This window comes from Nocardia vaccinii NBRC 15922, from assembly GCF_001613305.1.
In the GTDB taxonomy this organism is placed as follows: domain Bacteria; phylum Actinomycetota; class Actinomycetes; order Mycobacteriales; family Mycobacteriaceae; genus Nocardia; species Nocardia vaccinii.
Window position 1 is genome coordinate 46,783 of record NZ_BDCC01000058.1, and the last position, 25,104, is coordinate 71,886.

The 25,104-nt window shown below is 68.4% G+C and carries 22 protein-coding genes; 10 read left to right on the top strand and 12 right to left on the bottom strand.

What is annotated here, in order from left to right:
• Window positions 1–40: 40 nt before the first annotated feature.
• From NV1_RS42620 to NV1_RS30490, 4 genes are all read right to left on the bottom strand, one after another.
• Window positions 41–1,108, bottom strand: a complete 1,068-nt coding sequence (locus NV1_RS42620) for a nitric oxide reductase activation protein NorD (RefSeq protein ID WP_084525986.1) — start codon at window positions 1,106–1,108, stop codon at window positions 41–43.
• Window positions 1,102–1,749, bottom strand: a complete 648-nt coding sequence (locus tag NV1_RS42625; protein ID WP_157117465.1) for a hypothetical protein — start codon at window positions 1,747–1,749, stop codon at window positions 1,102–1,104. Before NV1_RS42625 ends, NV1_RS42620 begins: the two co-directional genes overlap by 7 nt.
• Before the next feature lie 84 nt (window positions 1,750–1,833).
• A complete protein-coding gene (locus NV1_RS30485; protein WP_373864674.1) occupies window positions 1,834–2,892 on the bottom strand; it encodes a spirocyclase AveC family protein in 1,059 nt (352 codons plus the stop codon).
• 73 nt (window positions 2,893–2,965) lie between these two features.
• On the bottom strand, window positions 2,966–4,078 hold the full coding sequence (locus NV1_RS30490) for an ABC transporter substrate-binding protein (RefSeq protein ID WP_067899403.1): 1,113 nt from the start codon (window positions 4,076–4,078) through the stop codon (window positions 2,966–2,968).
• 177 nt (window positions 4,079–4,255) lie between these two features.
• Here NV1_RS30490 and NV1_RS30495 point away from each other — a divergent pair, with 177 nt between their 5' ends.
• Window positions 4,256–5,518 (top strand): cytochrome P450, encoded by a 1,263-nt coding sequence (locus NV1_RS30495; protein WP_084525992.1) that lies wholly within the window; start codon window positions 4,256–4,258, stop codon window positions 5,516–5,518.
• Window positions 5,519–5,523: 5 nt separating this feature from the next.
• On the opposite strand, the gene NV1_RS30500 is transcribed toward NV1_RS30495, so the two are convergent.
• Both NV1_RS30500 and NV1_RS30505 read right to left on the bottom strand, forming a co-directional pair.
• Window positions 5,524–6,945: a hypothetical protein gene (locus NV1_RS30500; RefSeq protein ID WP_067899222.1), complete on the bottom strand. Its 1,422-nt coding sequence runs from the start codon at window positions 6,943–6,945 to the stop codon at window positions 5,524–5,526.
• A gap of 46 nt (window positions 6,946–6,991) precedes the next feature.
• Window positions 6,992–7,264: a LuxR C-terminal-related transcriptional regulator gene (locus NV1_RS30505; protein ID WP_067899224.1), complete on the bottom strand. Its 273-nt coding sequence runs from the start codon at window positions 7,262–7,264 to the stop codon at window positions 6,992–6,994.
• Between the two features lie 225 nt (window positions 7,265–7,489).
• Between NV1_RS30505 and NV1_RS30510 the strand changes: the two genes are divergently transcribed.
• Window positions 7,490–8,758, top strand: coding sequence for a TetR/AcrR family transcriptional regulator (locus NV1_RS30510; protein ID WP_245713999.1), 1,269 nt, complete (start codon window positions 7,490–7,492; stop codon window positions 8,756–8,758).
• An 8-nt stretch (window positions 8,759–8,766) separates the two neighbouring features.
• Here NV1_RS30510 and NV1_RS30515 read toward each other — a convergent pair whose 3' ends face one another.
• Window positions 8,767–10,113 carry an alpha/beta hydrolase family protein gene (locus NV1_RS30515; protein WP_067899226.1) on the bottom strand — a complete coding sequence of 449 codons (1,347 nt, stop codon included), beginning with the start codon at window positions 10,111–10,113 and terminating at the stop codon, window positions 8,767–8,769.
• 47 nt (window positions 10,114–10,160) lie between these two features.
• On the opposite strand from NV1_RS30515, the gene NV1_RS30520 reads away from it, so the two are divergent.
• Complete coding sequence (locus tag NV1_RS30520) at window positions 10,161–10,583, top strand: nuclear transport factor 2 family protein (RefSeq protein WP_067899229.1); 423 nt, start codon at window positions 10,161–10,163, stop codon at window positions 10,581–10,583.
• On the opposite strand, the gene NV1_RS30525 is transcribed toward NV1_RS30520, so the two are convergent.
• From NV1_RS30525 to NV1_RS30545, 5 genes are all read right to left on the bottom strand, one after another.
• Complete coding sequence (locus NV1_RS30525; RefSeq protein ID WP_067899232.1) at window positions 10,552–11,634, bottom strand: ThiF family adenylyltransferase; 1,083 nt, start codon at window positions 11,632–11,634, stop codon at window positions 10,552–10,554. The genes NV1_RS30520 and NV1_RS30525 overlap by 32 nt on opposite strands.
• Window positions 11,631–13,067, bottom strand: a complete 1,437-nt coding sequence (locus tag NV1_RS30530) for a phenylacetate--CoA ligase family protein (protein ID WP_067899235.1) — start codon at window positions 13,065–13,067, stop codon at window positions 11,631–11,633. Before NV1_RS30530 ends, NV1_RS30525 begins: the two co-directional genes overlap by 4 nt.
• A 364-nt stretch (window positions 13,068–13,431) precedes the next feature.
• Entirely contained in the window at window positions 13,432–14,760 is a 1,329-nt protein-coding gene (locus NV1_RS30535; RefSeq protein ID WP_067899238.1) for a CHAT domain-containing protein, read from the bottom strand.
• A gap of 48 nt (window positions 14,761–14,808) precedes the next feature.
• Complete coding sequence (locus NV1_RS30540; protein ID WP_067899240.1) at window positions 14,809–16,194, bottom strand: hypothetical protein; 1,386 nt, start codon at window positions 16,192–16,194, stop codon at window positions 14,809–14,811.
• The gene (locus tag NV1_RS30545; protein ID WP_157117466.1) at window positions 16,191–17,570 is read right to left on the bottom strand and encodes a hypothetical protein; all 1,380 of its coding nucleotides are present in this window, start codon (window positions 17,568–17,570) and stop codon (window positions 16,191–16,193) included. Before NV1_RS30545 ends, NV1_RS30540 begins: the two co-directional genes overlap by 4 nt.
• A gap of 201 nt (window positions 17,571–17,771) precedes the next feature.
• On the opposite strand from NV1_RS30545, the gene NV1_RS30550 reads away from it, so the two are divergent.
• From NV1_RS30550 to NV1_RS30580, 7 genes are read left to right on the top strand one after another with little or no spacing between them, the layout of a single operon-like run.
• The gene (locus NV1_RS30550; protein WP_067899247.1) at window positions 17,772–18,443 is read left to right on the top strand and encodes a hypothetical protein; all 672 of its coding nucleotides are present in this window, start codon (window positions 17,772–17,774) and stop codon (window positions 18,441–18,443) included.
• Window positions 18,440–19,561 carry a hypothetical protein gene (locus NV1_RS30555; protein ID WP_067899250.1) on the top strand — a complete coding sequence of 374 codons (1,122 nt, stop codon included), beginning with the start codon at window positions 18,440–18,442 and terminating at the stop codon, window positions 19,559–19,561. The genes NV1_RS30550 and NV1_RS30555 overlap by 4 nt, the downstream gene beginning before the upstream one ends.
• Window positions 19,558–21,513 (top strand): AAA family ATPase, encoded by a 1,956-nt coding sequence (locus tag NV1_RS30560; protein ID WP_067899251.1) that lies wholly within the window; start codon window positions 19,558–19,560, stop codon window positions 21,511–21,513. The genes NV1_RS30555 and NV1_RS30560 overlap by 4 nt, the downstream gene beginning before the upstream one ends.
• Window positions 21,510–22,172 (top strand): 4Fe-4S cluster-binding domain-containing protein, encoded by a 663-nt coding sequence (locus NV1_RS30565; protein ID WP_067899253.1) that lies wholly within the window; start codon window positions 21,510–21,512, stop codon window positions 22,170–22,172. The genes NV1_RS30560 and NV1_RS30565 overlap by 4 nt, the downstream gene beginning before the upstream one ends.
• Entirely contained in the window at window positions 22,160–22,585 is a 426-nt protein-coding gene (locus NV1_RS30570; RefSeq protein ID WP_084525994.1) for an FHA domain-containing protein, read from the top strand. Before NV1_RS30565 ends, NV1_RS30570 begins: the two co-directional genes overlap by 13 nt.
• On the top strand, window positions 22,585–23,328 hold the full coding sequence (locus NV1_RS30575; protein ID WP_067899258.1) for a PP2C family protein-serine/threonine phosphatase: 744 nt from the start codon (window positions 22,585–22,587) through the stop codon (window positions 23,326–23,328). The genes NV1_RS30570 and NV1_RS30575 overlap by 1 nt, the downstream gene beginning before the upstream one ends.
• A gap of 52 nt (window positions 23,329–23,380) precedes the next feature.
• The gene (locus NV1_RS30580; protein ID WP_067899261.1) at window positions 23,381–25,057 is read left to right on the top strand and encodes a serine/threonine-protein kinase; all 1,677 of its coding nucleotides are present in this window, start codon (window positions 23,381–23,383) and stop codon (window positions 25,055–25,057) included.
• Window positions 25,058–25,104: the final 47 nt, after the last annotated feature.

Consider the following 25,104-nt stretch of genomic DNA (forward strand, 5'->3'; position numbering starts at 1 on the left):
TCTCGGTAGTCGTCGTCCGGGATTCGCCTGCGCGACAGAGCTATCGGGCCACCAGACGGGTGCGCGTCATCCGGCGACGCAGATCAGCGGAGCGCAGTGCGTCCCGCAAGAGCGGGGCGGCCACTCGGGACATTTCTTGCGGACGTCCGACAGCGGCGTAGGCGGCGGTGCCGAAAACGCGGCGCAGCGCGTCGATCTCGGTGTCCGCTCCGACACTCGAGCAGACACATCCGATGCCCTGGCGACGGGCCTCGGACAAGGCGCGGCGGGCATCCGCCTCGGCATACGCGCCCTCGTAACCGTGGTCGTAGGCGAATCCGTCAGACAGCACCACCAGTAAGGTTCTTGCGGCGGAACGGTATTCACCAGCGAGCGTGGCGCCGTGCCGAACGGCCGCACCCAGCCGGGTGTAGGCCGCGGGCTCGAGCGCCGCGAGCCTGCGCAGCGTCGCGGCGTCCAGCGGATCGTCGAATCGCTTGACCCGCAACATCCGGACCGCGGCGCGCCCCTGGGAGTAGAACCCGTAGAGCGCCACTCGATTGCCCAGTGCGTGCAGCGCCGAGGTCAACATCAGTGCGGCCGTGCGCTGCTGATCGTGCACGGTGCCGCCGCAGGCGCTGGGCAATGCGGCCGAACCGGAGATGTCGAGGAGCACGACTACCGCCAGATCCGGCGTGCACCTCGCACTCTCGATGTACACCGCACCATCCGGCGAAGAGCCGGAGAGTAATTGGACGCGCTCGTCCACCACCGCGTCCACATCGATGTCCTCGCCCTGCATACTGCGATGCCGGTGTTCGAGACCGGAACGCAACCGGGCCAGTGCGCGCATCAGCGAATTGTCCGCCGACGCGAAGGGGATCGCGTGCCCCCCTGCCCGAGGATCGGATTCGGAAATCGTGCACCAGTCCTGGCGGTATCGGCGGCGGCGAACGTCCCACTCCGGATAGCGGAGTCCGTCGCGCCGCGATTCGGTGACGGCCTCGGCCGCCGCCGGAGTCCCGGTGCCGCCCGTGCTGATGCGGCCCGGTTTCACCAGTGCCCGCGCCGATCTCGGCGCCCCGCCGCCGGTGATGCCGCCCTCGGACTCCCGGCCGAGGCTCAGCATGCGCTGGAGCAGTCGGGCCGGCAGGCCCTGTCCGCCGACGACATTGGTGAACAGGGCGGGTAGCTTGCCGCCGAATCCTCGTCGTCCTCCTCGTCCAGCGAATCGCCGTCGGCGTCGACCCCGTCCGGGGGGCGGGTATCCGGCGAACGCTGCTCGGCGAACTTCTCCCGAGCGGTCAGCAGACGTCTCGGATGGATCGCCCCGAATTCCGGTGGCGGACTGTCCAACGAACGCTTACCCGTCGCGATGACCAAAGAGGCTGCGGCGCAATCGGATAACCCGGCGATTTCCGGGTCGATCAGTCCGCCGGCGGCCGCGGGCAGTAGATCGCCGTTGGCGGCCAGCGCGCGATGTCCCTCCAGCATCAGATACCGATCGAGTACGACGGATGACCGGCGGACGAGCCGCCGGAGGACATCGGACTCGAAGCTGCCCGCGGCGACCATCGACGCCTGCACCGTGAGCGCTGTAATCTGCTCGGGCACGGGAGCTTCGGCGTCCACGTACACCACGCGGCCGTCGGTCCAGGGCCGTTCGTCCGCCGCGGCCGGAGCCACCCGCAATGCCGAACCGGCCATCCCCGACGCCAGTAGACCCAATCGTGCCGGGCCGCCGTATGTTTCACCGCAATCAACTGCCACGGCACGATCCGTCCGCGCCGGGACCTCGGCGTCGATTCATCCGCGGCGGATGGATCGGCCCGTCCACCGCAACCCGAGGAGAACTCACGCCCTGCCTCCACACCGTCCGCCATCGGCGGGCATCGACGTCGCGGGACGGCCCGATTGCGCACTCTCCCACCGCGACCAGATCCCGGCCGAGTACGGCCCGGCCTGACCGTTCTTCTCGTAGAATCCCTGCGGGTCATAGACTTTCGTCTCCGGGAACGGCCACGGGCAGGCGACCGAGGTGGCCGCGCGGCTGTCGCGGATGACGGCGAAACCACCGCCGTAACAGAAGTAGGCGATATTGATCAGGACGAACATCACCGTGAATGCCCCCAACGCGGGATGATCGCGGAAGATCCGCGCCCGGCGCGAGAGCCGCTCGGCGACCGTGCGGCCGGTGTCGTCGCGGTAGAGCAGCACCGCGGCCGGGATCATCACGACCGTGACCAGCGCTGATTCCCAGATCAACGGGAACTGGTAGGACTTGCCGGCGAACAGCGAGCCGAACGGGATCACCTGCGTGTAGATGTACAGCTGGCTGCGCACCAGAATGCATTCCAGAACGGCGTCGAAGACGAACCCGATCACCAGGGTCAGCCCGGCCAGACTCCACAGTGGGTGCCGCGAGACGAACGAGTCGTGCGGACGGCGGGCCTGTAGGCGGCGCAGCACCCAGATCGCGGGAAAGTAGGGACCGAGATAGAAAGTGGCGTAACCGATCACGATGAACGGTTCGACCGTGGGCGAGAGCGACACCAGCGGCCAGTGCACCGGCCAGTGCCACAGCTGCGGGTTGTAGGCGGCGTAGGGCGCCCAGTTCATGATCGGGTCCTGCCATACGATCGCGGTGGTCACCAGCGTCATCAGCAGGACCGGATGGGCGGGATAGCGACGCCAGGCCACGACGACCGCGATGACCAGAACCACCATCATCGCGACGGTTCCGATCTCGTGCACCGTGATCCAGTGATTCCACCCGAACAGTGGCGGCACAGGCCGGGGAGCGCCGCTCACCGCGGGATTCGCGATGCGCGGATCGTCCGCACCGCGGCTCGCGTAGGCGGCGATCACGGCCAGAACCGCCACGACCAGCGCCGTGATCCCGAGTGTGATCAGGCGACGCGGGCCACCACCGGGCGCGGTGTCCGGCAGTGTGCCGGTCCGGAGTTCCTCCGGGGCGCTGATGGTTCTACTCCTCGCCGAATCGTGCGACCAGATGCGATGTCACGCCATCCGGATCCAGTTGCCGCGCAACCAGATATCCCGCGCCCATCCACCCGCGCCGGGTCCACTTCCCGAACGAGAGCCTGGTGCCGGGGGCGCCTGCCGCGGCGGGCAGCATCTTGACCCGTTCGAGCGCCTCGGCGACACCGCGCGGAGACAGCGGATGCGCATCGGCGAAGGCGTGCAGCAGTACGGTCGCGACGTCGCGGTTCACCACCGGGACGCAGTACTGCGGGCGACGACCGGAATCGGCCTCGTAGCTGTCCAGGAACCGTTGTCCCACAAGGTTTCCCTCGTCGTACTGGTCCACCCCGGTCCAACCGAGGAAGGCGTTCCACAGCAGTGCGTTGATCCAGGCGTTCTGGAATGCCGTTCCCATGAATCGCGGCGGATCCCAATTCAGCGCGGCGAGCGCCGGATTCACCATCGCGACACCGAATCCGAAGCCGCAGTGCACGATCGCCTGCGCCTTCGCCTCGTGCAACGCGCGCACCTCGTCGCTGATGTCCTGTGCGGTCTGCGGGATGGCCACCTCGGCGACGATGCGAATTCCCTCCTCGCGACAGGCTTTCCGGAAGTTCCGGATGTAGCTCTCGCCCACCAGGGAGCGTTCCACCAGCGCGCCGACCTCGGTATGCCCGCCCTTGGCCAATAATTGCGCCCAGAACACCGGCTCGTCGGTCATCGACCCCTGTGGCAGGGCGAAGGTCCACTCGCCGAGCCAGTCCTCGGTACCCGAGACGTTGATCGCCGGGACGCGGAAGCGGCGTTCGATCTCCTCGCGCACCGGAACGGCGTTATCGGTGATGTGCGGGCCGAATACGGCCAGACACCCCTCGTCCACCAGCTCTCCGTACGCATCGATCACCGCCTTCACCGAACCCTTGGGCAGCCCCTCCACCTCACGGAAGACGATCTGCACCGGGCGATCGATCAGGCCGAGCCGCTGTCCCTCGGCGAACACCAGATGGAACGGGCGGGTCAGATCGTCCCGCATGTCCGGCGGAAAGCCGTCGGGGAGGCGGAAGTCGAACAGATAGCCGAGTTTGATGGGCTCGGCAGTGCTTTCATAGGCCACGTACATCTCCGTCTGCCAGGCCGCTCGAGCAGCGAACCTAAAATTCGTTCCAAATGTTACGGATTCCGACCGGCTGCCGTCAACGGTCAACATAAAGCGGTACTCACGGGTGTTGACCCACCCCTCCGGGCTCAGTACGCTTCGGAACGAATATTTGGTCTTACCCGAGGAGGGTTCGTGAACACACACGCCAAGGCCGCCGCGGACCAGGTCGAGAGCTCGGCCGAGCAGGAGCGTGAGGCCGGTGACGACACCGCCTTCGAGGTATTCGACGACGACGTCGCGGGCGATGTCCGCGACCCGTATCCGGAACTGGCCGCGGCCCGTCGAGCACATCCGGTACAGCGCCTGGACACCTCGAATATGCCGCACGCCGATGATGCGGCGGTGTTCTTCGTCTACGGTTACGACGACATCCTCACCGTGCTGCGCGACGGTGCGACCTATTCCTCGGCGCACATCATCGACATGCTCATGGGCGACATCATGGGCAAGCACATCATTCTGGGGATGGACGATCCCGAACACCGCCGCTATCGGGCACTGGTGTCCACCGCGTTCCGGCAGAAGGCCCTGGCGAACTGGGAGGAACGGCTCATCGCCCCGGTCGCGGACGAGTTGATCGACCGGTTCGCCGGCCGCGGCCACGCCGATCTGGTCACCGAGTTCACATTTCCGTTCCCCACCCATGTGACCGCCGGGATGCTGGGGCTGCCACGGGAGGATCTGCGGCAGTTCCAGCGCTGGTCGATCGCGATTCTCGGCTTCCACTCGAACCGCGAACGCGCCGTCACCGCTTCACAGGAGGTCAAGGCGTATCTCGCGGACATCCTCGCCGAACGTCGCCGTGAACCGCGCGAGGATCTCATCAGCGATCTGTCCCGGGCCGAACTGGACGGCGAACGGCTCAGCGACGAGGAGATCTTCTCCTTCCTGCGACTGCTACTGCCCGCCGGGATCGAGACGACCTATCGTTCGACCGGAAATCTGTTGTACACCTTGCTGTCTCGTCCGGATCAGCTCCAGGCGCTGCGGGAGAATCGGGCGCTGATCCCCCGCGCGGTCGAGGAGGCGGTCCGGTACGAGACACCGCTGCTGAACATCACCCGCATGGCGACCACGAGTACGGTCCTGCACGACGTGCCCATTCCGAAGGGTTCCACGGTGATGCTGATGCTCGCCGCGGCCAACCGCGACGAGAGCCGCTGGAACGACCCGGACGAGTTCGACATCTTCCGCACGCCGCGCCCGCACATGTCCTTCGGGCAGGGGCCGCACAACTGCCTCGGCATCCACCTGGCCCGCACCGAAATGCGACTGGCCCTGGACAAGCTGCTGGACAGACTGCCGAATCTGCGGCTGGACCCCGAGGCAGACGATCCGCACATCCGCGGCCAGGTCTTCCGCTCCCCCACCGCGTTGCCCGTACTGTTCGGGTAGCAGTCTCAGCCGCCCCGGTACACGGTGCTGTCCTCGACCGGGTGGGTGCTGCTGACCAGTTTGGCGAAGCAGTGGTCCGTGGAGAAACCGTTGCCGTCGCACCAGGCATTGGCACCGGAGGGGTCTGGAAAGGTCGTGCCCGCCACGGTGATCCAGTAGTTGTGCCGACTGAATGTGCTCCACTCACCCGACCACAGCAATCGGACGCCGGGATATTTCGCTCGCAGGTCCCGGTGCTCGCGCAGGATCGCGACGTTGTCCCAGGTGAGGCCATCGGCGACGAGGCCGGGCTGCTTCGTGCTGAGTTGCGGGATCCAGCGGTCGGCGAGCAGGGCGGCGACGACCGGCCGATCCGAGTTCGCGATCCGGCGCAGTTCGTCGGCGGCGGCGGTGTCGGAATCGACCGGGGGCGTCGAAGTCACCGCCGGGGCCGCCGCCTGCGGTACCGGGGCCGAAGCGGTCACCTGGCCGGCGGTGACGACATGTCTCGGGCCGCGTGTCACGGTCAGCACGACGCCGGTCAGCATGACCAGCACGACGGTCACGAGTATGCCCAGGATGATGTCCTGCCCGAGACCGCGTTCGGCGCGACGCGAGACGTCCGGCTCCTCCTGCGCGTCCGGAACAGCAGCACCGGCCGCCGGCTTCGGCGTCGAAACTGCCTGCGCCGGTGTCGATTCGGCAACATCCCGGGCGGGTGACGGGGACTCTGTCGGCAGCTGGTCGGCGTCGTCGGAACCGATGTCGAAGACACCGCGGTCGGCTCGGACGCGCAATTCCGCAATGAGAGCATCGGATTCGGCGGCCAGTAGATCGAGGGTTCGCAGACCCGCGTCGCCGAAATAGGTCAGGGCGATCGGCAGCATGGACAGGTCCAGATCCTCCCGGGCGCGGATCGAGTCGAAAATCCCAGCCAGCCGATCCGCGCCGGACGCTCCGAACTGCTCGAGTCGCAGCCGACACCCCTCCCGGAACAGCACGACCGTCCCGGACAGCAGTTTCACGGGATCCATCCCATCCGGCCGGACGGCGGCATCCCGTGCCGCACGGGCACATTCGGCCAGATCGATCGACCGGCCGACCGCCGCGGCGAACAGCGGCTCGATCGGGCCGCGCGACCAGTCCCGGACATACGGCGGATCCTCGTCGAGCAGGAGGCCGAGCCGCTTCGCGATCCGATGCCACGGCTGTTCCTCCAACGCGACCGACGAGTTCGCCCAGCCGTAGATCGCGTAACCGGTGGCGAGCTCTTTCAGGTGCTCGACCAGTTTTCTTCCGTCCGAGGCGAAATGGAACAACTCACGTGCCCCGGTGAGGATGGCGTCGGCCTCGCTCGCCGGGTCGCGCCGATTCTCTCGGCAAGCTTCCCACAACTCCTCCAGCGCCAGGGCGCGGCTCTCTCGGAATTCCTGAATCAGATCTGTCATCTTCGATACTCGCTGTCGAGACTTCCCGTCCGGGAAGGGATTCGGATCACAACTCGTCGATGCGGATGAGCCCGTCCTGCAGGGCACGGGCCACCAGTGCGGCCTTGGTCGAGGCCGGCCGCGCGACGGCGGCGTACTTGTCGCGAATGCGGGACAGGTGGGTGTTGACCGTACCCAGCGAGATGTACAGTCGCCGACCGACCTCCAGCTTCGAATCACTGGCGATCCAGGCCAGTAGCACCTCGATCTCCCGTTGGCTCAACGACGGTTGAACGGAACGACTGAGCGACTCACCCAGGTAGTCGGCTGCGAGATTCATGGCCGGATCCCTTCTGCTTCCGAGTACCGCACTCGGACAATGCCATTCGGCAGGCATTAGTCATGAAATAGCAGGCAGGCCGTCAGATCACTCCGCTCGCCGGACCGACACGACTCGCGTGAGAGCGTTCGGTCTCACGCGACGCGTAACAACCTGGCTACCGGACCGAATCACTTCCCAGAGCGGGTGAACCTACCCCGCGTCCACTCATGGGGAAGGACCAGCATGTCCGCTGACGATCGAGTCATCGCCGACCTTCTGGTGCAAACCGGCCTGACACTCGCGATCGAGCACCCCGACCGGCTGCTCGACGGCGGGTTACGCACCGAAGAGGTGATCAATCTGGCGAACTCCGCGCACGCGACGTTCTATCGCAAGTTCGGCACTCGCTCACGGTATGTCGAGGAAGTGCTCATCCGCCTGCTCGAGACCGCACCGCCGTTGCCGGTCGACGTCCGCGAGCCGGTCCGCGCGGCCCTCGAGGCAGCGGACGGCGATCGGCGGCGCGCGCTGGACATGGTGGTGCAGCGGCATTTCGACCGCGTCTTCGACGATGCGGCGAGCGCCCACCGGCTCATCGCCGCCGCCTGCGGGCCGGCCACGCCGCGTACCGCCGCGGCGATGCTCGCCGCACACCGCCGTAGCGACGCCATCCTCCTGGACATCTTCGATCTGCTGTTCGCCCAGAGCGGGGCGACCTTCCGAAAACCGGTGACCGCCAGGAGTTTCGGCGTAATGCTGACCGCGCTGATAGACGGTCTGGTGCTGCGCCACCGCGCCGATCCGCGCACGGTCACTCCGGAACTGGTCACCGACGCGATTCTGACGGTGCTGAATTCCTCGGTCGGCAACGCGCAGCGGCACACGCACATCGACGACGCGCTGGCCGCGATCACGCAGTCGCGCAGCAGGACCCGGGCACTGCCGGCCGAGCCGCGCGCCGCACTGCTGGATGCGGCGCGCCGGGAGTTCACCAAGCGGGGCTACTTCATGACCTCGGTGGAGACGGTCGCCGCGGAGGCCGGCGTCCCGGCCGACGCCGCGTTCCGCATCTTCCCGACCAAGGCCCACATCATCGTCGGAGCACTCAAACCCGCGTTCGAGCAGCTACGCCAGGGCATCGACGACGATCTCGCCCTGGGGCGCGACGAGATCACCGTCATCGAGCAGCATTTCCTGCGCTGCGCGCGGCTGGTGGTGCAGGAGCGCGCCCTGATGGACGCGCTGATGGCCGTGGTCGCGCACGACACCTACGCCGAGCCCGAGGGGTTGATATCGATCAAGCGGGAGCTGGGTTTTCCCGGTCTGCTGGCTCCGGTCATCGCCCAGGGACAGCAGAACGGGACCTTCGCCGACGACCAACCGGCCGGAGAACTGGCCGCGCTGCTCACCAATACACTGCTGTTGCGGTGCTTCACCCGCCGCAACGCGAGCCCGGAGCAGAACGCGTCCTTCGTCTCCGGGCTCACGATCAACGGACTCGGCAAGGGCTGACGGCCGGATTACCGCTCCCCCAACTCCTCTCGCATCCATGCGACGGCCATCGCGAGCCACTGCTCGAAATGGCCCATCGCGCAGTGGTCGTCGCCGGCGTACAGGCGCAGTTCGCCGAACCGGGCGGCGGCAGCCAGCTCCCTCGAATCCCGCACGTCGACGATGCCGTCTGCGTCACCGTCCACCACAAGCAACGGTATCGCGATGTGCCGGTACAACTTTCGCAACGACAACGCCGACAGGGCGCGGCCCGTGCCCAAGGGCTCCCGCGCCCCGACGATGTCGCACAATGTGCGCACCATGATCGCCGGGGCGCCGATGGCCGCTGCCGGTCCGAAGCCGCGATGCGTCGGCGCGCCGCACGCCACCGCGCACCGCAGCCGAGGGTCGACCGCGGCCGTGCGCGCCGCCCAGTAACCGCCGAAACTCGTTCCCAGCATGGCGATCCGGTCCGCGTCCACTCGCGAGTGTGTCGCGAGATGGTCCAGCACGGCCGCGAAGACCCGCTCGGATTCGATCGACATGGGCCGACGCGCGGCATGGGTGCCGGGCAGATCCATCACCACGAATCCGAGCCCGGAGTTCCGGTGCCGCAGCAGCGGCAGCACAAGCTCCAAGGCCGAGCCGTCGAGCCCATTGGTGACCAGAACCGTGGCACGGCAGTCGCTTCCGGCCGGGAACATCGTCCACAGCCGGGTCCGCTCACCGTCCGCCACCAGGTCGGTGACCCCCATGTCGACCCCGAGCGGCGTGGCGAGCGCTTCGGCCAGGGCGCGAAACAGGTTCTGCGCCCGGACATATGCCTGCAGGCGAGCCGGAGAGCGGCCCGGCCACGCGGCGATCAGGTGGTATCCGACCGCCGAGCGCAGGGCCGCGACCGCACGCACCGCCCACAGCAGTCGCTCGTCCAGCGCGCCACCCGGGGTCCGGGTGCGCACGAACCGCTCGATTTCCGTTGTGGTCGGTGGCAATTCGCGATCGGCCAGGAACTCTGCCGCCGGGGCGAGCAGACCGGCGAGCACAGCGGATCCGGAGCGATCACCGGAACGCGACATCGCTGTCACCGCCACCGGGGGTACGCCGGAGGCGGTGGCCAGCTCCCCGAGCAGCATATGCGCCTGTGCCACATGATGTTCAGCGATACCGGTCCAGTATCCGCACCACTCCCGATCGGCGAACGACCGAACCCCGTCGAGCTGCGCGGCGAGGTGTTCCGGCGGGACGGCGGCCAGGCGCGCCCAGCGCGGTACGAAGACCTCCGGCAGAATGGCCCGCGCCCCGGCACGCCGGACCACCGGTCCGGTCGTGCCGGTGAGAGCGCAGAAGGTCGCGAGCAGCCGGGTGTGCCGGTTCATCGCCGATCTCCCCTCCACGATCGCGGCCGCCGCATTACCTTGTGCGCATGACCTTGTCCGAACACCGACTCCAGGCGCTGCTCGACCGCGCCGAACTCACCGATCTGGCCACCGCCATCGGGCAGTACCTGGCCGCCGGGGACTTCGCCGGCCTGGCCGATATCTACACCCCGGATGCCGAGCTCACGATGCCCGGCGCGGTGTGCGCCGGTGTCGCCGGGATCATCGATGCCGCCCGGCGCAATCACGAGATATTCGACCGGACACAGCATTTCGTCGCCGTCACGGCGATCCGGCCGGAGCCGGACGCCGCGCAGGTGCACGCGAACGTCGTCGCGACACTGGTGGCGGCGGACAACGTGCCGCGATTCGCCGCGAGTCGCTACGAGCTGCGAGCGGTCCGCACCGTCGAAGGGTGGCGTGTGGGAAGTCATATGATCACTCCTGTGTGGGCTCTGCCGGATTCATGACGGCGAGGAAGTCCTCGGCGTCCATCTCGTTCCACCGGGTCGCCCTCCGGGCGGCTTCGCCGCACAGCGCGAGATCCGGGTCGATTCGGTACCGGCCGGATGGCAGCGGGCTCCCGCAGACCACCAACCGGGCCGCGTAAGCCGCCGCGACGCCGGCCAGCGTCGCGGCGGTTCCCAGTTGTGGCCAGGACGTCAGCGAGCGGCCCACCTCGGTCAGGGAGTAGCGGGTGCGCGGGGTGATGTCCGCACCGACGATCCGCAGCGCCGCGCGCGCCCGCACCAGCGGATCACTCATCGCGGCAGCCGATTCGGCCACGTTCCCGGCCCGGCCGTGGAACAGCGGATAGCCGCGGTCGAGATCGAAACGCTCGACATCGAGGATCACGTTGTCGCCGTTGTCCGTTGCCATCAGCACCGGGATCCCGGCCGCCCGCGCCCGCAGCCGGATCTCGACCTTGGCCCCGAAATCGTCCATCTCCTCCACCAGCACCGTGAGCGGCTCGTCGCCGGGCGCGGTGCCGAGAAACGGCTCGGCGGTATCGGCGCGGTAGCCCTGTGGGAACGCCGTCACCGCGCTGTACGGATCCAGTTCGAGCACCCGCCGATGCGCCAGGGCCGTCTTGGACACGCCGATGTCACAGACCGAGGCGGGCAACCGGTTCAGGTTGCTGACACCCAGGTGGTCCGGATCGGCCAGCCGGAACCGGCCCGCGCCGGTCAGCGCGCACACCGTCAGCGCCGAGGAGCCGACACTGAGCCCGGCGATCCCGATCAACGCGCCGGACCACCGGCGCTGTTCGGAATCATCGATCAGATAGCGGTTGCGGGTGGTACGCAGCTGCCGAAAAGGCTCTCGCGCAGGCAGTTTGACCACCGTGCGGCGCCATGGGTACACCACGTACCGCGCCTGCGGCGGCGGCGAAGCCGGGGCGATCGCATGCAACTCGTGCGCGGCGATCTCCCAGGCATCGACGAACCGGTAGCCGGAGCCGGGTTCCAGGCACGCCGCGATGCGTGCGCCGTCGCGGGCCGGGTCGAGAATCTCGATCATCGTTCGTTCCTCACATAGGTGTGCTTGATGTCGTATCGAAATGCGTTGCCGCCAAACGGTTCCAAGGCGACGACCGGCTCGGCGGCCACGTCCAGCTCGGCGTGCAGACGGCGGTACTCGCCGTTGGTCCGGATCAGCGCCCGGACCACCCGATCACGAACGATCTCGGCGAAACCGGCTGCGGGAAGTGCCGATTCGCGCAATTCCACGGCGAGCGCGAGAATCTGCTCGAATTCTCGGCCGGTGCGGCGAGAGAGCACGAACTTGCCCGTCACGTACTCACGCACCCCCGGCTCGGCCAGCGCGATGCGGACGCTGTCGGGATACAACTTCACGGCGTAGAAGCTCGCGGCCACATCGGTGCGGCCCCGCAAGACCAGGAATCCGCACTCGGGCGTGGAGGTTTCGACCGGCGTCCGATAGCCGAACTCACGCAACGCGGCGTCGACGCACCCGGCGGTCAGGATCCGGCCGACATCGTTGATCCGGTAGCGGATCAACGGCAGGGTGTTGTCGACGGTGAACAGGAAACGGCCCTGTTCGTCGATCTCGGTGTACCGCATCGACGGGTCGTACTCGACCAGCGTCGGCAGGACCTCGTCCGTGCCGAACAAGGCGGTGGCCAACCGCCGGTCGGCAGCGGCCAGCCGCCGGACCGTGATCGTGGTCGCGGTCTCGTGGCCCATCACCCCGGCATCGGCGGTGCCGTAGATCGAGCGAATCCGCCCCGGGTCGCCCGGCGCGCCGATGCGGTCCAGAATGTGCTCGCGCCACTGCTCGGTGATGCTCTCCCCGGCCAGCAGTATCTTCAGATCCTGCTGCAGCACAGCGGAATCCGCTCCGTCGAGGACGTCTTGGACGAACGGCGGATAACCGGCGAGCACGACCTGCTCGTACTCGGGGCCGAGTTCGGCGATGCAGGCCCGCACGGTGTCACGGTCGATTCCGGGCGTGATCACCGACAGCTTGTGCCCGCGCTCGCGCAGTCCGGACACGGTCCGGCAGGTGTACGTGCCGCCGATCCACACGCCCATGGCGAAGGCGACGACCAGCAGCGTCGATCGCCGGTGCGAGCCGAATCCCGATCGGAAGATGCGGTCGTACAGGTCCACGGCGTGCGCCAGGGACACTCCCGCCCGGGGCCAGTAGTACGGCACACCGGACGATCCGGAGCTCGTCGACCAGATTTCCGCCTGCTCGATCTCGTTGTCCCACAACAGTGTTCGACGTGAAAATCGGTGCAGATAGGCAGCCTTGGTCACCGGGGGCAGCATGACGAAGTCCTCCGGCGTGCGGATCGAGGCGGGGTCGATTCCGTTGTCGGCCAGAAAGGTTCGATAGGCGGGTACATGTGCGGCTGCCCGGTGGAATACGTCCAGCGCCCGGTCACATCCCGGTGGGAAACCGGTGATGCCGGTCGGAGTTACGTTCATCGGGGATCTCCTCTCGTGAGCGAGAACCGAAGTCCTCGCCACGAACACCGATCCCCCGCTCATGCGGCCCGCCGCCGGTGTCCCCCGTTCGGCCGATGGTCCCGGGCAAGCGCCGTACCTACGCTTAATTCGGCGACGTCACCGGGGGAATCACACCGAAATTCCGAAAGGGTTTGGCCCATGAAATGCACCAAGTGTTACCGTCCGCTGTTGCGCTGCCAGGCATGCAAGGGGCACCCGGGACAGAGCATCCTGGGTGACTCGCTGCACTGCAGCAAGTGCAGAGACACGGGGTGGGTCTGCGGCGATCACGACGGCTACTGGGAGTAGTAGTCCGCCGAATCCACAGCACCCGCCGAGGCGGTCACGGCCGATGCGCCGACGGCCGCCTCGGCGCCACGGTATTGGTGATCGAGGCCCAGACCAACGGCGTCATGGCATCGCACGCACCGTCCGACCACGCGGCGAGTTGGGCGCGTTGCCATCGCGCCAGATCCTCCACCGGATCGGGTTCCTCGTGGGCCGCGTCCACCCGCAGCGTCAGATCGGTGGTCGGGCGGGTGGCGGGGTCCCGCCCGGCCCGCTGTCGCAGCGAATCGTCGGTCGGCAACGTCCATCGCGTCGAAGTCACCAGTGCCGCACCGGCATTTACCATCGCGACGACGAGTCCGAACATTTCGGCCGATCGGTAGTCGACACCGCTCTCACAGGCGATGAGCGCGACTCGCGGGGGCATCGGCCACAGGTCGGGACCGCTGCGCGGCTCGATGCCATAGGTTCGGCGCGCGTGTTCGTCCCCCGTTGTGGTTCCCAGCAACAGATCGATGGCCGCGAACGGGCGATGGTCGCCGGCGGACGGTGTGCTCCCGGGCCGGACGAGCGGCGCGGCCAGCCCCCAGATCGCGGCGGTATCACTGAGATGGACTGCGGCGGAGCCGGGTTCGTCGGGCGAGGCGGAGGCGTGCCCGAAGTACAGCAGCCGTGATCGCGGAATCGCCAATGCCTCGGCCAGATCCCGCCGGGTGAATATCGGTGCCATCGCCAAGTCGCGGTCATCGGCGCGGGCACGCCCGGCGGCGATGTAGTCACCGATCCGCTGCGCGAACGGTTCGAGAGAACCTGTCGACAGCGCCTGATTCAACCCGAATGCCGCAGCGCTCGAGGGGACTTCAGGATCTATGACGAGCAGGGCGGGCCGATCTCGCACGTCCTGCCAATTCTCCGGCGCCCGTGCGCGACCCGCGTGCACCACCGCCGGCGGTTCGTGGACGACGGTCGCAGCATCGATCAGGCGATGGCGCGCGTCGATCCAGAGCAGTTCCCACGGCACGCGGGCCAACCGTGGGCTGGGCGTCACCCGGACCCGCACTCGTGCACCCGCACACCACCGGTCCCGGATCTGCGCGCGCAGCCGATCCGGCAGGAACGCGTCGGTCAGGCTGCGCGCCAGGGCCCGTTCGCGATCAGGGTCCGCGAACGCCCCCGCGACCAGGGCCCGGTGCACCGCTTCCGCGCCGGTCTCGCCCCGTAGCGGGGTGAACAGCGCCGATTCGAGGGCAGCACCAGCGGCGGCCGCCGCGGCGCCATCGACGACCACGTAATCGGGCTCATCGGGACGATCCAGCCAGCGCCATGCCAGATAGGTGTGCCTGCGATCGACGGCCCGTAACAGCACCTCGGTCTCACCGCTCATATCCGGCCCCGCCGTGCGCACTCGACCGCAACCGTGCGCGCACGGGACTCACATATCCTCCGGATCCGGCGGAATCAGTTCGGCCAGAAGCAGTTCGGTGGTATCGCCGCCGGTCGGCTCGGCCAGCAGAGCCAGATACTCGTCGATCGCCGCGCGCCGGGCATGCAAGGTCGCGATCACCTCCTGATCCGCATATCCGGCGACGGATTCGAGCAGATCACGCAGCTGCCTGCGGGCGTTGCGCACCGACGCCGCGGCGGCGAACCACTGCATCTCCCCGGCCGCCCGGGCACGCCCGCCGGAGTCACCTGCCGCCGACAACTTCGCCAGCGCGGCGCGGTGCTGATTCCAGCCGTCCAGCACGCTGCGGTCGATGTCGACCAGCGCCCGCCCGAGCGGGACGCAACGCGCGGCGGCGGCCGCGACATCGCCCCGGCAGAACCCGAATGCCACCGCGCCCATCCGGGCGCCGGGAGCCGGGAGTTCGGCGCGAATCATTCGGTCCTGCACCCGAACCGGAACGACGGAAAGCACCCGGCCCGTATCGGGGTCGGCGGCGTACGCCAGCAGTTCGCCGAGCTCGCGGCAGGTCGGATCGACCCGCTCGGCCAGCGCCGCACTCACCGCGAAGACATCGCGCGAGCGCCGGTATTCCACCAGCAGTTCGCTCGACCGCGCGCCGTGCCAGGCGACGATTCGCGGCGGCAGTACGGCCGGGTCGAGCGGAGAACTGTCGACATCACGCCCGGGAGCGGACGCGTCGAGGGCCGACGCGACCGGTACAGCGCCGGCGACGCCGCTGGTCTGACTCCACTGCCCGAGCACCCGCAGCAATTCCTCGTCGTCGACCCGCTCGAGGCCGGCCAACGTCGCGACCAGCTCGTCATCGCCTACGCCGAGCACCGTCGCGTCCGTGGCCGCACGGCGCAGCAGTGGAAGCACATTGCCGGACAGCTCGCTCGACGCACAGCGTTCACCGAGGTCGAGCAGCGCCGCCTCGGCGTAGGTGAACAGCCGCCGGGCCACCGCCTCATGGCCGAGGTCTTTCTCCGCGACCGCCTCGTCGAGCAGGAACGCGCCGTTGTGCAGCGGACGCATCGTCCACCGGCCGATCGCCGCGACCAATGCGCGCCGACGCCAGACCGGGACCAGCGGCGGGCACCGGTAGGTGCACACCCGCTCGCCGTGTCGCCGCAGCTCGTCCACCACCTCGGCCAGCACCGGATCGCCGACCGCGACGGCGAGCGGGTCCGGTTGCGCTGCGGGGCGAATCGCCCAGGCGAGCAACATATCCGGCCGGGCGGCATCGGTCTGCGCGCTGATCCCGGCGGCGATGGTCAGATCGACCTCCCCCACCGCCGCCGCGCGACGCGACCACCAGCTCACCGCGCCGTCGGCCTCGACGACGAGTATCCCGTCCTGTTCCTCGCTCATTGCTGATCGTCTCCATCGATGTCGAACCCATAGCGGCGCAACAGGTTCGTGATCTCGGCCTGGCGGCTGGACATCCGGCCGATCGCCGACGCGTCCCGGAAGACATCGGGGAGATCGCCGGTCTGCGCGATCGACGACGCCCCGAGGAACAGCAGAGCCGAAACGAGTTCGGTGGCCGCGGTGGCGGTCGCGCTCACCGCGCCGCGCGGCCGGGTACGGTGCCCCGACGGCTGCTGCGCCGACCATGCTGCGGTCACCACTGCGGTCGTATCCGACTGCGCCGCACCGTCGGTCAGAATCGCGAGAGCGGTCGTCTTCTCCCAGCAGTCCGGGCAATCGTCCGGGCCGGGTGCGGACACCTCGCGCACGACCGCCGCCGCGCGCCGCAGAATGTCGGCATCGACGATCCGGCGCAGATCCATCGGCTCGTCGACGGTTTCGAGCACCGTGACCACCTCGGCGACCGGTTGTTCATGGTCCGCGACGATCCGGTCGGTGCGCTGCCCGTCCAGCCTGGCCGCACGCAGTTTCGTGTACAGCACGGCGGCATTGCCGAGCTCTCGTCCGTCGACGGCCCAGCGCAGCATGGTGTTTCGTGCCCGGCGATACGCCTCGTCGAGATACGGGTCGTCGAGCAGGCGCAGGTCGGCCCGTAACTGTGCGGTGAGCAGTGCGTCGACATGTCGGCGCTGCGCCTCGGTCGGGTCGGGTCGCGGCCGATCGGGCTCACCGAATGCCCGCAATGCCTCGACTGCCGCGGCGAAGGATTCCAGCGCGCCCGGATCACCTTCGAACGCAGGCATTTTCATCAGCAGGATCGACGCGTAACGACGCATGGCCAACGGGTGGTACACCCGGTGGCGGCTGTCCGGATCGGCCAGGAACCGGCACACCTGCGCCTCGGTCTCGACCACCCCGCCGACCTCGCCAACGGCGGGGCCGGCCATCGCCGCGCGTACCTCACGCGGCACCTGCAGCTGATAGCCGCGAATCGTCTCGGCCAGCGTGTTGGGCAGGCCCTGCGGCCGGTATTCATGTGCGGCAGCGGCGAATTGGGCCGTGAACCGGGCCAGCCCGTCGACGTGGTCGGCATACAGTCGCGATACGGCAAGCCATCCGCCGGGCTCGTCCACTTCGGTGTCCACCCGGGCCAGGAATACCGCCAGGGCACTGTACTTCGCCGCCACCCAGGCGAGCACGCCGAGCACACCGGACCATCCGCGCATCTCCGCGGCGAACTCCTTGACCCGAGGCTTGGGCGGCAGGGCCGCACGCACCCACAGATCCGTCACCCGCCGCCGCGATGTCGCCCGCGAATTCGGCGGCGACGCCCACCACGAGGGCGCCACCCATGTCGGCTTCGGGTATCCCGGCATCCGCCCCACCGTCCTCGGTCTCGGCCGCAACTACTGTCTCGCGCATTCTCACCCGCCTACCCCGGTGCGCGGAATCCCTTCGCCCCGAAGTTCATTCGAACAGCCGACAGGTGCGCGGCCGCCTCGCCGGGCCGGATCACTCGGATCGCGGGCAGCACACCGGATGTCGAGTGTTCGGACGACAGACACGCCGGATTCGCCATGCCATCGTGGGCTGACCTGGACGAGCACGGTGGGGAAGCGATGATGCGATCGAGCCATGACATGGCACTGGCATTGCTGGTCGACGCGACCGCAACGCAGGCACAACAAGACGCGGTGCGGGTGCGCGCCGAAACCGAGGCCCGGCGAGCCGAGGAGCGCGAACAACGGCGGGAGGCCGCCAATCAGCTCGTGCTGCGCCGACGGCGGGAACGTCGCGACCGCCTGCGCCGGATCCGGCGACAGTCACTCGGCCTGCTGATGGCCGGCGCACCGATCTGGCTGTTGATCCCGATCGTCGGATCGTTCCTGTCGGCCGCCGACGACAATGTCAGTCGCGTGATCTTCCTGAACGGCGACACCGGCGACACGGCGGGCAGCGGTCCGGGCACGCTGTATTTGATGAGCGCAGAACTGCTCATCGGCATGGTGGCGGCGCTGACCATCATTGCGCTGTTACTGCCGTACCCGAACGGCAAGGAGGTCATCTCCGGGCCTGCGATCGGCGGCTTCGCGATCGGCACACTCATCCTGGTCGTGCAGGCGTTCTCCGGGTCCGGGTCGGCGATGAGCTGGTGCTGGGCACCACTGCTCGCAGTCCTCGCCCACTGTGTGTACGGCCTCTACCGGCGCACCCTCGCCGCGGCGGAGAACCTGGGGGCGGCAGAATGAGCGGGCCGACGGCCATCGGATATCGCGTCCGCACGGCAGAACAACGGCTCGAGGACGCGCGGCGACGCCGACGCCGCCTGATCGGCCGGTTACGCGCACATGCTTTGCGTTGCAACGCATTCGATGCTCCAGATCTGTTGGTCGCGACACCGGACAACGCGGCGGGCGCGGATGTCGACGCGCTCGAGGCCGCGTGCGAAGCCCTGGAAGGGCAGATCCGCGCCGCCGAGGCACGGCTCGAGGACCGGTTGGCTCAGCAGCGCTCGCGCCGCATCGAGCACGACCTGTCCGGCCTGCTGGACGATCTGGCCCGACGCGAGGCTGCCACCGCGAACCCGGCCGACCGCACTCACGCCCCCGCACTCGAAATTCGGTCCCGGGTGTCCCGGATCCTCGCCTCCCTGACCGAGGATTCACCGGAACTCACTGCCGCCGCGTCGGCGGTACTGCAGGCCGAACCGGCCAGGGCACGGCTGCTGCTCGGCGATCTCGACGCGCGGGTGCGTGCGGCCAACACGCTCTCCGCGCGGCGGTTCGAGCAGCGCATTGCCGTGGAGCAATTGCGTTGCGAGGCAGCTGATCTGGATGACAACGAGCAGGTGATGACGCTGCTTCGGCACGCGGACTCGATACTCGGCGAGGGCGGTGAGGCAGCCCTGGTGATCGAGCACGCACGCACCGGACTCGAGCGTCTCACGATCGCCGCACGGGCCGAACGCGACCGGCGTTTCGTCCTGTCTGCGGTCACCGACGCGCTGACCGGACTGGGGTATCACGTCGCACCCGTCGAACTTGCTACCGCCGATTCGATCGTATTGCGCCCCGATCGTTCCGGCGCGCACGCAATACGGGCCCGGATCACCGACGACGAGATCGACCTGCACACGGTGCGCACCGGCCCGGAGACCGACCCGAACGCCGACCGGGACGCGGACGCGGCACTGTGCGCGACAGTGGATCCGTTGCTGGATGAGCTCCGGCGGCACGGAATCGAACCCGGCCGGGTGCGCCGGCTCCCGCCGGGCACCGTGACGCCCCCAGTAGTCCGGCTCACCACACCGGCCGCACGGGCCAAGCGCTCGGCCACACCCCGGACCATCGATCGGAGCACGTCGTGACGACGGCCGAGCGGATCGACCGGTTCCCGGAATGGCTCCGGGAGATCGATGTCGCCCTTGCGGCCCACCCGCAACTGCTGGTCACCGGCGATCTCCGGGATATCGTTCTGCTTCCCCCGGTGCAGGACGCCGCGCCCGCATCGGAAGCGGCGCCACACACCGCGTCCGGCGGCAGCGCATCGACATTGGCACGAAATTCGTTGCCGCACAACAGATACTCGGCAGAGGACACGCCACCGGTACGAGATACCCTGCCGCGCATCGTATCAGTGGTCGACGCACTACTGGCGGTACTGGCCGCCGCCGGACACACTTCCGTCGTCGTGGCCGATACGGTCGACGGCGCACGTCCCGCCCTCGACGGCGACAACGTCGCGTCGGCCCTCATCCGCGCGGCGCGGCCACAGGACGGGGGCATACCGCTGCTGGGCTGGTTGCCGGAACTGCTGCGGGCGGTGACCCATTCCACGCGGCCGGTCTGCCTGATCATCGACGGTGCGTCCCGGCTGACCCCGCAGGGCGAGTTCGCCGATCCGGCGATGCACCGGCTCCTGGTGACCGCCGAGAAGTCGATGATCACCGCGCCGCGCGTGCGGGTGCCCGGCCCGCACCGGGCCCTGTTGTACAACACGGTGATCTGGCTGCTCGATCGCGGAAACGATCTGCCGCACTGGTTCATCGGCGGCGAAACCGCTCGGGTGGTATCCATTCCCGAGCCGGAGATGTCCCAGCGCATCACCTTGACCACGACGCTGGTCCCCTCCCTGCTCGACGCGCCCGAACGGGGCAGCGAGGCGTTCGGCCAGGTGGTGCTGCGTTACGCTGCCCGCACGGCCGGACTCTCCCTGCGCTCGATCCGGGAGATCAACCGGCTGGCCATCGATCGGCGGATCGGTGCGCACTCCATCGAGGAGGCCGTGCGGACGTTCCGCGTCGGGGTGCCCGGAAACCCTTGGCAGGCACCGGATCTTCGCGAACGCATCGAGAATGCACCGGAGCTGCTGGGCGGCAAGGTCCTCGGACAACCCGCCGCGGTCCGCAAGGCGGTCGATATCCTGATCCGGTCCGCCATGGGCCTGACCGGCGCCCAGACCACGGGCAGCGCGACCCGCCCGCAGGGCGTGCTGTTCTTCGCGGGACCGACCGGCGTCGGCAAGACCGAACTGGCCAAGTCCATCGCCGAGCTCGTCTTCGGCCGCGAGGACGCGTTCGTCCGCTTCGATATGAGCGAGTTCTCCGCCGAGCACGCCGAGGCCCGGCTCATCGGAGCACCACCCGGATACACCGGATTCGACACCGGCGGGGAACTGACCAACGCGATCCGCCAGAAGCCGTTCCAGCTGGTCCTGTTCGACGAGATCGAGAAGGCCCATCCGCGCATCCTGGACAAATTCCTACAGATCCTCGAGGACGGCCGGCTCACCGACGGAACCGGCGCGACGGTGTTCTTCACCGAGACCCTCATCGTGTTCACCTCCAACCTCGGCGTCTATCGCCTCGACGAGCGCGGCGAGCGCGCACCGGTGATCGCGCGCGGAATCGCCTATCGGCAGGTCGAATTCACCATCCGCGCGGCCGTCGGCGAGCACTTCACCCGCGAGATCGGGCGCCCCGAACTGCTCAACCGCATCGGCGACAACATCGTCGTGTTCGACTTCATCGGCGAGGACACCGCGCGACTGCTGATCCCACGGTTCATCGGCAACGTGACCGACCGGGTCCGCGATACGACCGGGATCGAGGTGTCGGTGGCCGAGAAGGTGCACGACCAGCTCGTCGAAAAGGCACTCACCAAACTGGATTTCGGAGCCCGGGGAGTTTCCAGCGTAGTGGAGTCGCTGCTGGTGAATCCGCTCGCCCGGGCGCTGTTCGCACTCCCGGACGGCACGCGATCGGCCGCGGTCACCGACCTCACCGAATCCCCCGAGGGTTGGACGGCGGTGCTGGGATGACCTCGCTTCTGCTGTCCCGCTTGCACTTTCCGATTCACAACCTCGGCTTCGGATGTCGCGCCGGAATCTGGTTCCAGGGCTGCACCGTGTACTGCCGCGGCTGCGTCTCCCGGGACACCTGGCCGTTCGATCCGGCCCGCCGCAGCAGCGTCGAGGACGTCCTGGCATGGGTACACGCGCTGCCCGCGGCCACCGTGGACGGCATCACCCTGTCCGGGGGCGAACCCACCGACCAGCCCGGCGCTCTTCGCGAACTGCTTGCGGGACTGGATGATTGGCGCATCGGCTACGGCCGCCCGGTCGACCTACTGATGTATTCGGGCCGTTCGGGCGAGCATCTGGACCGGGAGTTCGGCTGGCTCGCCGACTCGATCGACGTACTGGTGAGCGAACCGTTCGTGGCGGCGCGGGCCACCGACTGCGCGCTGCGCGGCTCGGACAACCAGATCGTGCGGACCTTCACCGACCTGGGCCGCGACCGGTACCCGGAAGCCACGCTCGAGGACGGCTACCGGGAACAGCGGCACAATCTCGCGGTGCACGTCGACGACCGGGCCGTCTGGATGGTCGGCATACCGCTGCCCGGCGACCTGCGCCGGCTCGAACACGATCTCGCCGAACGCGGCATCGACCTGACGAGGACATCATGGCTGACGTAATGCGCGCTCCCGTCACCTGTGGGTGCGGAATTTGCTGGGACAGTGCGCAACTCGCACAGTGTCCGGACTGTGGCACGACTCTGGCCGAACTCACCGAAGCGGTCGAGCCGGCCCGCATCGACCTCATCGTGGACGGCGCGCACCACACCTTGACGGCCGGTGCTCAGCTACTGCTCGGCCGCGACGACGATTATCCGGCCGAGTCGTCCTTTCGCGCGCACACCAACGTGTCGCGGCGTCATGCGATCGCCCGCTTCGACGGCGAACGGCTGTTCGTCATCGATACCGATTCTCGCAACGGAACCTTCGTCGACGGCGTCCGCATCGCCAGCGGGCCCGAATACGAGGTCCGGCCGGGACAGAGCCTGCGCCTGGCCGCGGACGTACCGATCGACATCGTCCGGGAGCCCTGATGCGGATCCGGGTCGAGGCGCTCACCCATCGCGGGCTGCGCCGGGTTGTCAACGAGGACTGCGTCGGCTGGGGCGGATGGGCCTTCACCGGCCCCACCCCGGCGCCGCTCACCGTGGAGTTCGACATCACGCAGCCGACGACCATCGTCGTGTGCGACGGCCTCGGCGGTCACGCGGGCGGCCGGGAGGCCAGCCGGTTGGCCTGCGAAACCCTCACCGAACCGGGTCTTTTCGGCTCAGCGACGGCGACCGGCGAGATCGTCGCGATGCTGGGCGGGCAACTGCGGCGGGCATCGGAGATCATCGACGACGCCGGCGCGGCCGATCCGCGGCTGGCGCGCATGGGTTGCACCGTCGTCGGCGTGGTGATCGTGCCCGACGGCCGGGCGGTCGTGTTCAACGTCGGCGATTCGCACTGCTACCGCGTCGAGGGCCGCTACCTGGCGCAACTGACCGTCGACCATCGCCGTCCGGGTTCGAACGTTCTACGGCAGGCGTTGGGCGGAGGTGCCCGGATGGCCCCGGAACCGGACTACTTCGACTGCCCGATCCCGCCCGCTCCGGGACTGCTGCTGTGCACCGACGGTCTGTCCGACTACGCGGACACCACCGACCTCGAACGTCTCGCGGTCACCGCAGGACCCGAATTCCTGAGCGCTGCCAGGGATCTCGCATTCGCCGGTGGCGGCGGCGACAACGTCACGATGGTCCGGCTGGAGGCGATCGGCGACACGGCGGTGTGAGTACGACAGTCCGCCTGGCGAATACGCCAGAGGCGTTACGAAGGAGAATACAATGGCAGACCCCACTCGGCGGGAGACCCCCGCGCCGCGATCGGCGCCCGAAACGCGGACGGACGCGGCCACCGCCGCGCCGCCGACCCGGGTGGAGGGCACCGGTCCGGCCAAGACCGTAACCGCCTCTCCGCAGCAGGAATACCACCCCGAACGGCTTCCGCCCCGGCTGGAATCGCGCTTCCACATCGAGCGTCTGCTCGGGCGTGGCGGCGAGGCGTCGGTGTGGTTGTGCGGCGATACCGATACCGGCGAGCAGGCGGCGATCAAACTCTATCGGGACGCGCCGATCTACAGCGTCGACTTCGACGCACCGGAATACCGGGCGAATCTGGATCGCGAATTCACCGTCGAGGTCTTCACCCGCGACGCCGATCACGGCGTGCACTACGAGGTGATGGAGTACTGCCGCCTCGGTTCCCTGGAGCAGCTGCTCGTCGAGAAGCCCGGCCCGGTCACCGACGCCCGGGCCCGCGCGATACTCACCACACTCGCGCGGGCGATTCACGGTCTGCACGGCGGCGCGGGCGGTCCCGCGCTGGTGCACGGCGACATCAAGCCGGGAAATATTTTGGCCCGCAAGGCCGAACCGCTCGAACTGGTACTCGCCGACTTCGGATTGGCGGCCGAAATGGGCGACCGGTCCCGGGTGACCAACCTGGGCCTGGGCACCGCCGCTTACAGCGCACCCGAACTCGTGCTGTTCAAGACGCCCGCCGCCGACTGGTGGAGTCTGGGCATGGTCTTGTACCGGGTCCTGGTCGGGCAGCACTACTTCGTCCGCGCCGACGGCGACACGATCGACGAACGGGTCATCGGGCGCGCACTGTTCGACGGCGACGTCTCGTTGGCCGCGATCGACGACACCCCGCTCTCGTCCGAACAGCAGGCCCGTTGGCGACTGTTGTTGTCCGGTCTGCTGACCCGCGATCACCGCGAGCGCTGGGGCCACGACGAGGTCGTCGCCTGGCTGGACGGGAAGTCACCCGAGGTACACCGCCCGCCGGCCGACGCGGGGCCGGCCCGGCCGCGTGCGGCCGAATCCTTCGTGATCGCCGGAGTCGGCGAATTCGTCGACGCCGAGGAACTCGGTCTGGCGATGGCGGCACATCCCGAGGCGGCCGCCCGCGCCCTGGCCGGGAAGGGCCGCCTGCGGTTGATCGAGTGGCTCACCACGGAGGTGCGGACCAGCGAAACCTACTCGGCGTTGAAGACGCACGGAACCGATTGGGGCCCGGACGAATTGGTCACCTACTTCGTCGCCCGGCTGGCGCCCTCGGCGCCCCTGGTCTACGCGGGCCACGCGGTGTCGACGCCGGCGGATCTGCGCCGGCTGGTGGAGGACTGGTCCGCCGAGCATGTGGTCCAGGCGCTGTACGACAGTGAATTGCTCGCCGGGCTCGGCAACAACGAGCAGCGGTCCGGATTCCGGATGATCGACGCGAATTGGCACGACATGGTCGGCCAAGCGCTCGAAATTGCGAAAATCCGTGCGATAACGCTGGATTCGTCCGCGCGCGGCCACATCACCCGGCACGCGCTGCTGATGGCCGCCTCGGACGACACGGTCGTCGACGGGTATCTGGACCGGGTTCGGACCCGCCTGAACGGATCCGGACTGAACGCCGCCAAGGAAGTGAGCTGGTTCGCCGACCTGCGCCGCGATGCACGCCTGTGACAGCGACAAAATCCGGGCCGAGGCTCTCCCCGGCCCGGATTTCGGCA

Bases quoted from the DNA above. Each gene is read 5' to 3' on its own strand.
- NV1_RS30505 (WP_067899224.1), bottom strand. From the start codon at position 7,264: ATGAATCTCGCAGCCGACTACCTGGGTGAGTCGCTCAGTCGTTCCGTT.
- NV1_RS30565 (WP_067899253.1), top strand. From the start codon at position 21,510: ATGACCTCGCTTCTGCTGTCCCGCTTGCACTTTCCGATTCACAACCTC.
- NV1_RS30525 (WP_067899232.1), bottom strand. From the start codon at position 11,634: ATGATCGAGATTCTCGACCCGGCCCGCGACGGCGCACGCATCGCGGCG.
- NV1_RS30530 (WP_067899235.1), bottom strand. From the start codon at position 13,067: ATGAACGTAACTCCGACCGGCATCACCGGTTTCCCACCGGGATGTGAC.
- NV1_RS30575 (WP_067899258.1), top strand. From the start codon at position 22,585: ATGCGGATCCGGGTCGAGGCGCTCACCCATCGCGGGCTGCGCCGGGTT.
- NV1_RS30570 (WP_084525994.1), top strand. From the start codon at position 22,160: ATGGCTGACGTAATGCGCGCTCCCGTCACCTGTGGGTGCGGAATTTGC.
- NV1_RS30555 (WP_067899250.1), top strand. From the start codon at position 18,440: ATGAGCGGGCCGACGGCCATCGGATATCGCGTCCGCACGGCAGAACAA.
- NV1_RS30535 (WP_067899238.1), bottom strand. From the start codon at position 14,760: ATGAGCGGTGAGACCGAGGTGCTGTTACGGGCCGTCGATCGCAGGCAC.
- NV1_RS30580 (WP_067899261.1), top strand. From the start codon at position 23,381: ATGGCAGACCCCACTCGGCGGGAGACCCCCGCGCCGCGATCGGCGCCC.
- NV1_RS30520 (WP_067899229.1), top strand. From the start codon at position 10,161: ATGACCTTGTCCGAACACCGACTCCAGGCGCTGCTCGACCGCGCCGAA.
- NV1_RS30550 (WP_067899247.1), top strand. From the start codon at position 17,772: ATGCCATCGTGGGCTGACCTGGACGAGCACGGTGGGGAAGCGATGATG.
- NV1_RS30500 (WP_067899222.1), bottom strand. From the start codon at position 6,945: ATGACAGATCTGATTCAGGAATTCCGAGAGAGCCGCGCCCTGGCGCTG.
- NV1_RS30540 (WP_067899240.1), bottom strand. From the start codon at position 16,194: ATGAGCGAGGAACAGGACGGGATACTCGTCGTCGAGGCCGACGGCGCG.
- NV1_RS42620 (WP_084525986.1), bottom strand. From the start codon at position 1,108: ATGCTGAGCCTCGGCCGGGAGTCCGAGGGCGGCATCACCGGCGGCGGG.
- NV1_RS30545 (WP_157117466.1), bottom strand. From the start codon at position 17,570: ATGCCGGGATACCCGAAGCCGACATGGGTGGCGCCCTCGTGGTGGGCG.
- NV1_RS30510 (WP_245713999.1), top strand. From the start codon at position 7,490: ATGTCCGCTGACGATCGAGTCATCGCCGACCTTCTGGTGCAAACCGGC.
- NV1_RS30515 (WP_067899226.1), bottom strand. From the start codon at position 10,113: ATGAACCGGCACACCCGGCTGCTCGCGACCTTCTGCGCTCTCACCGGC.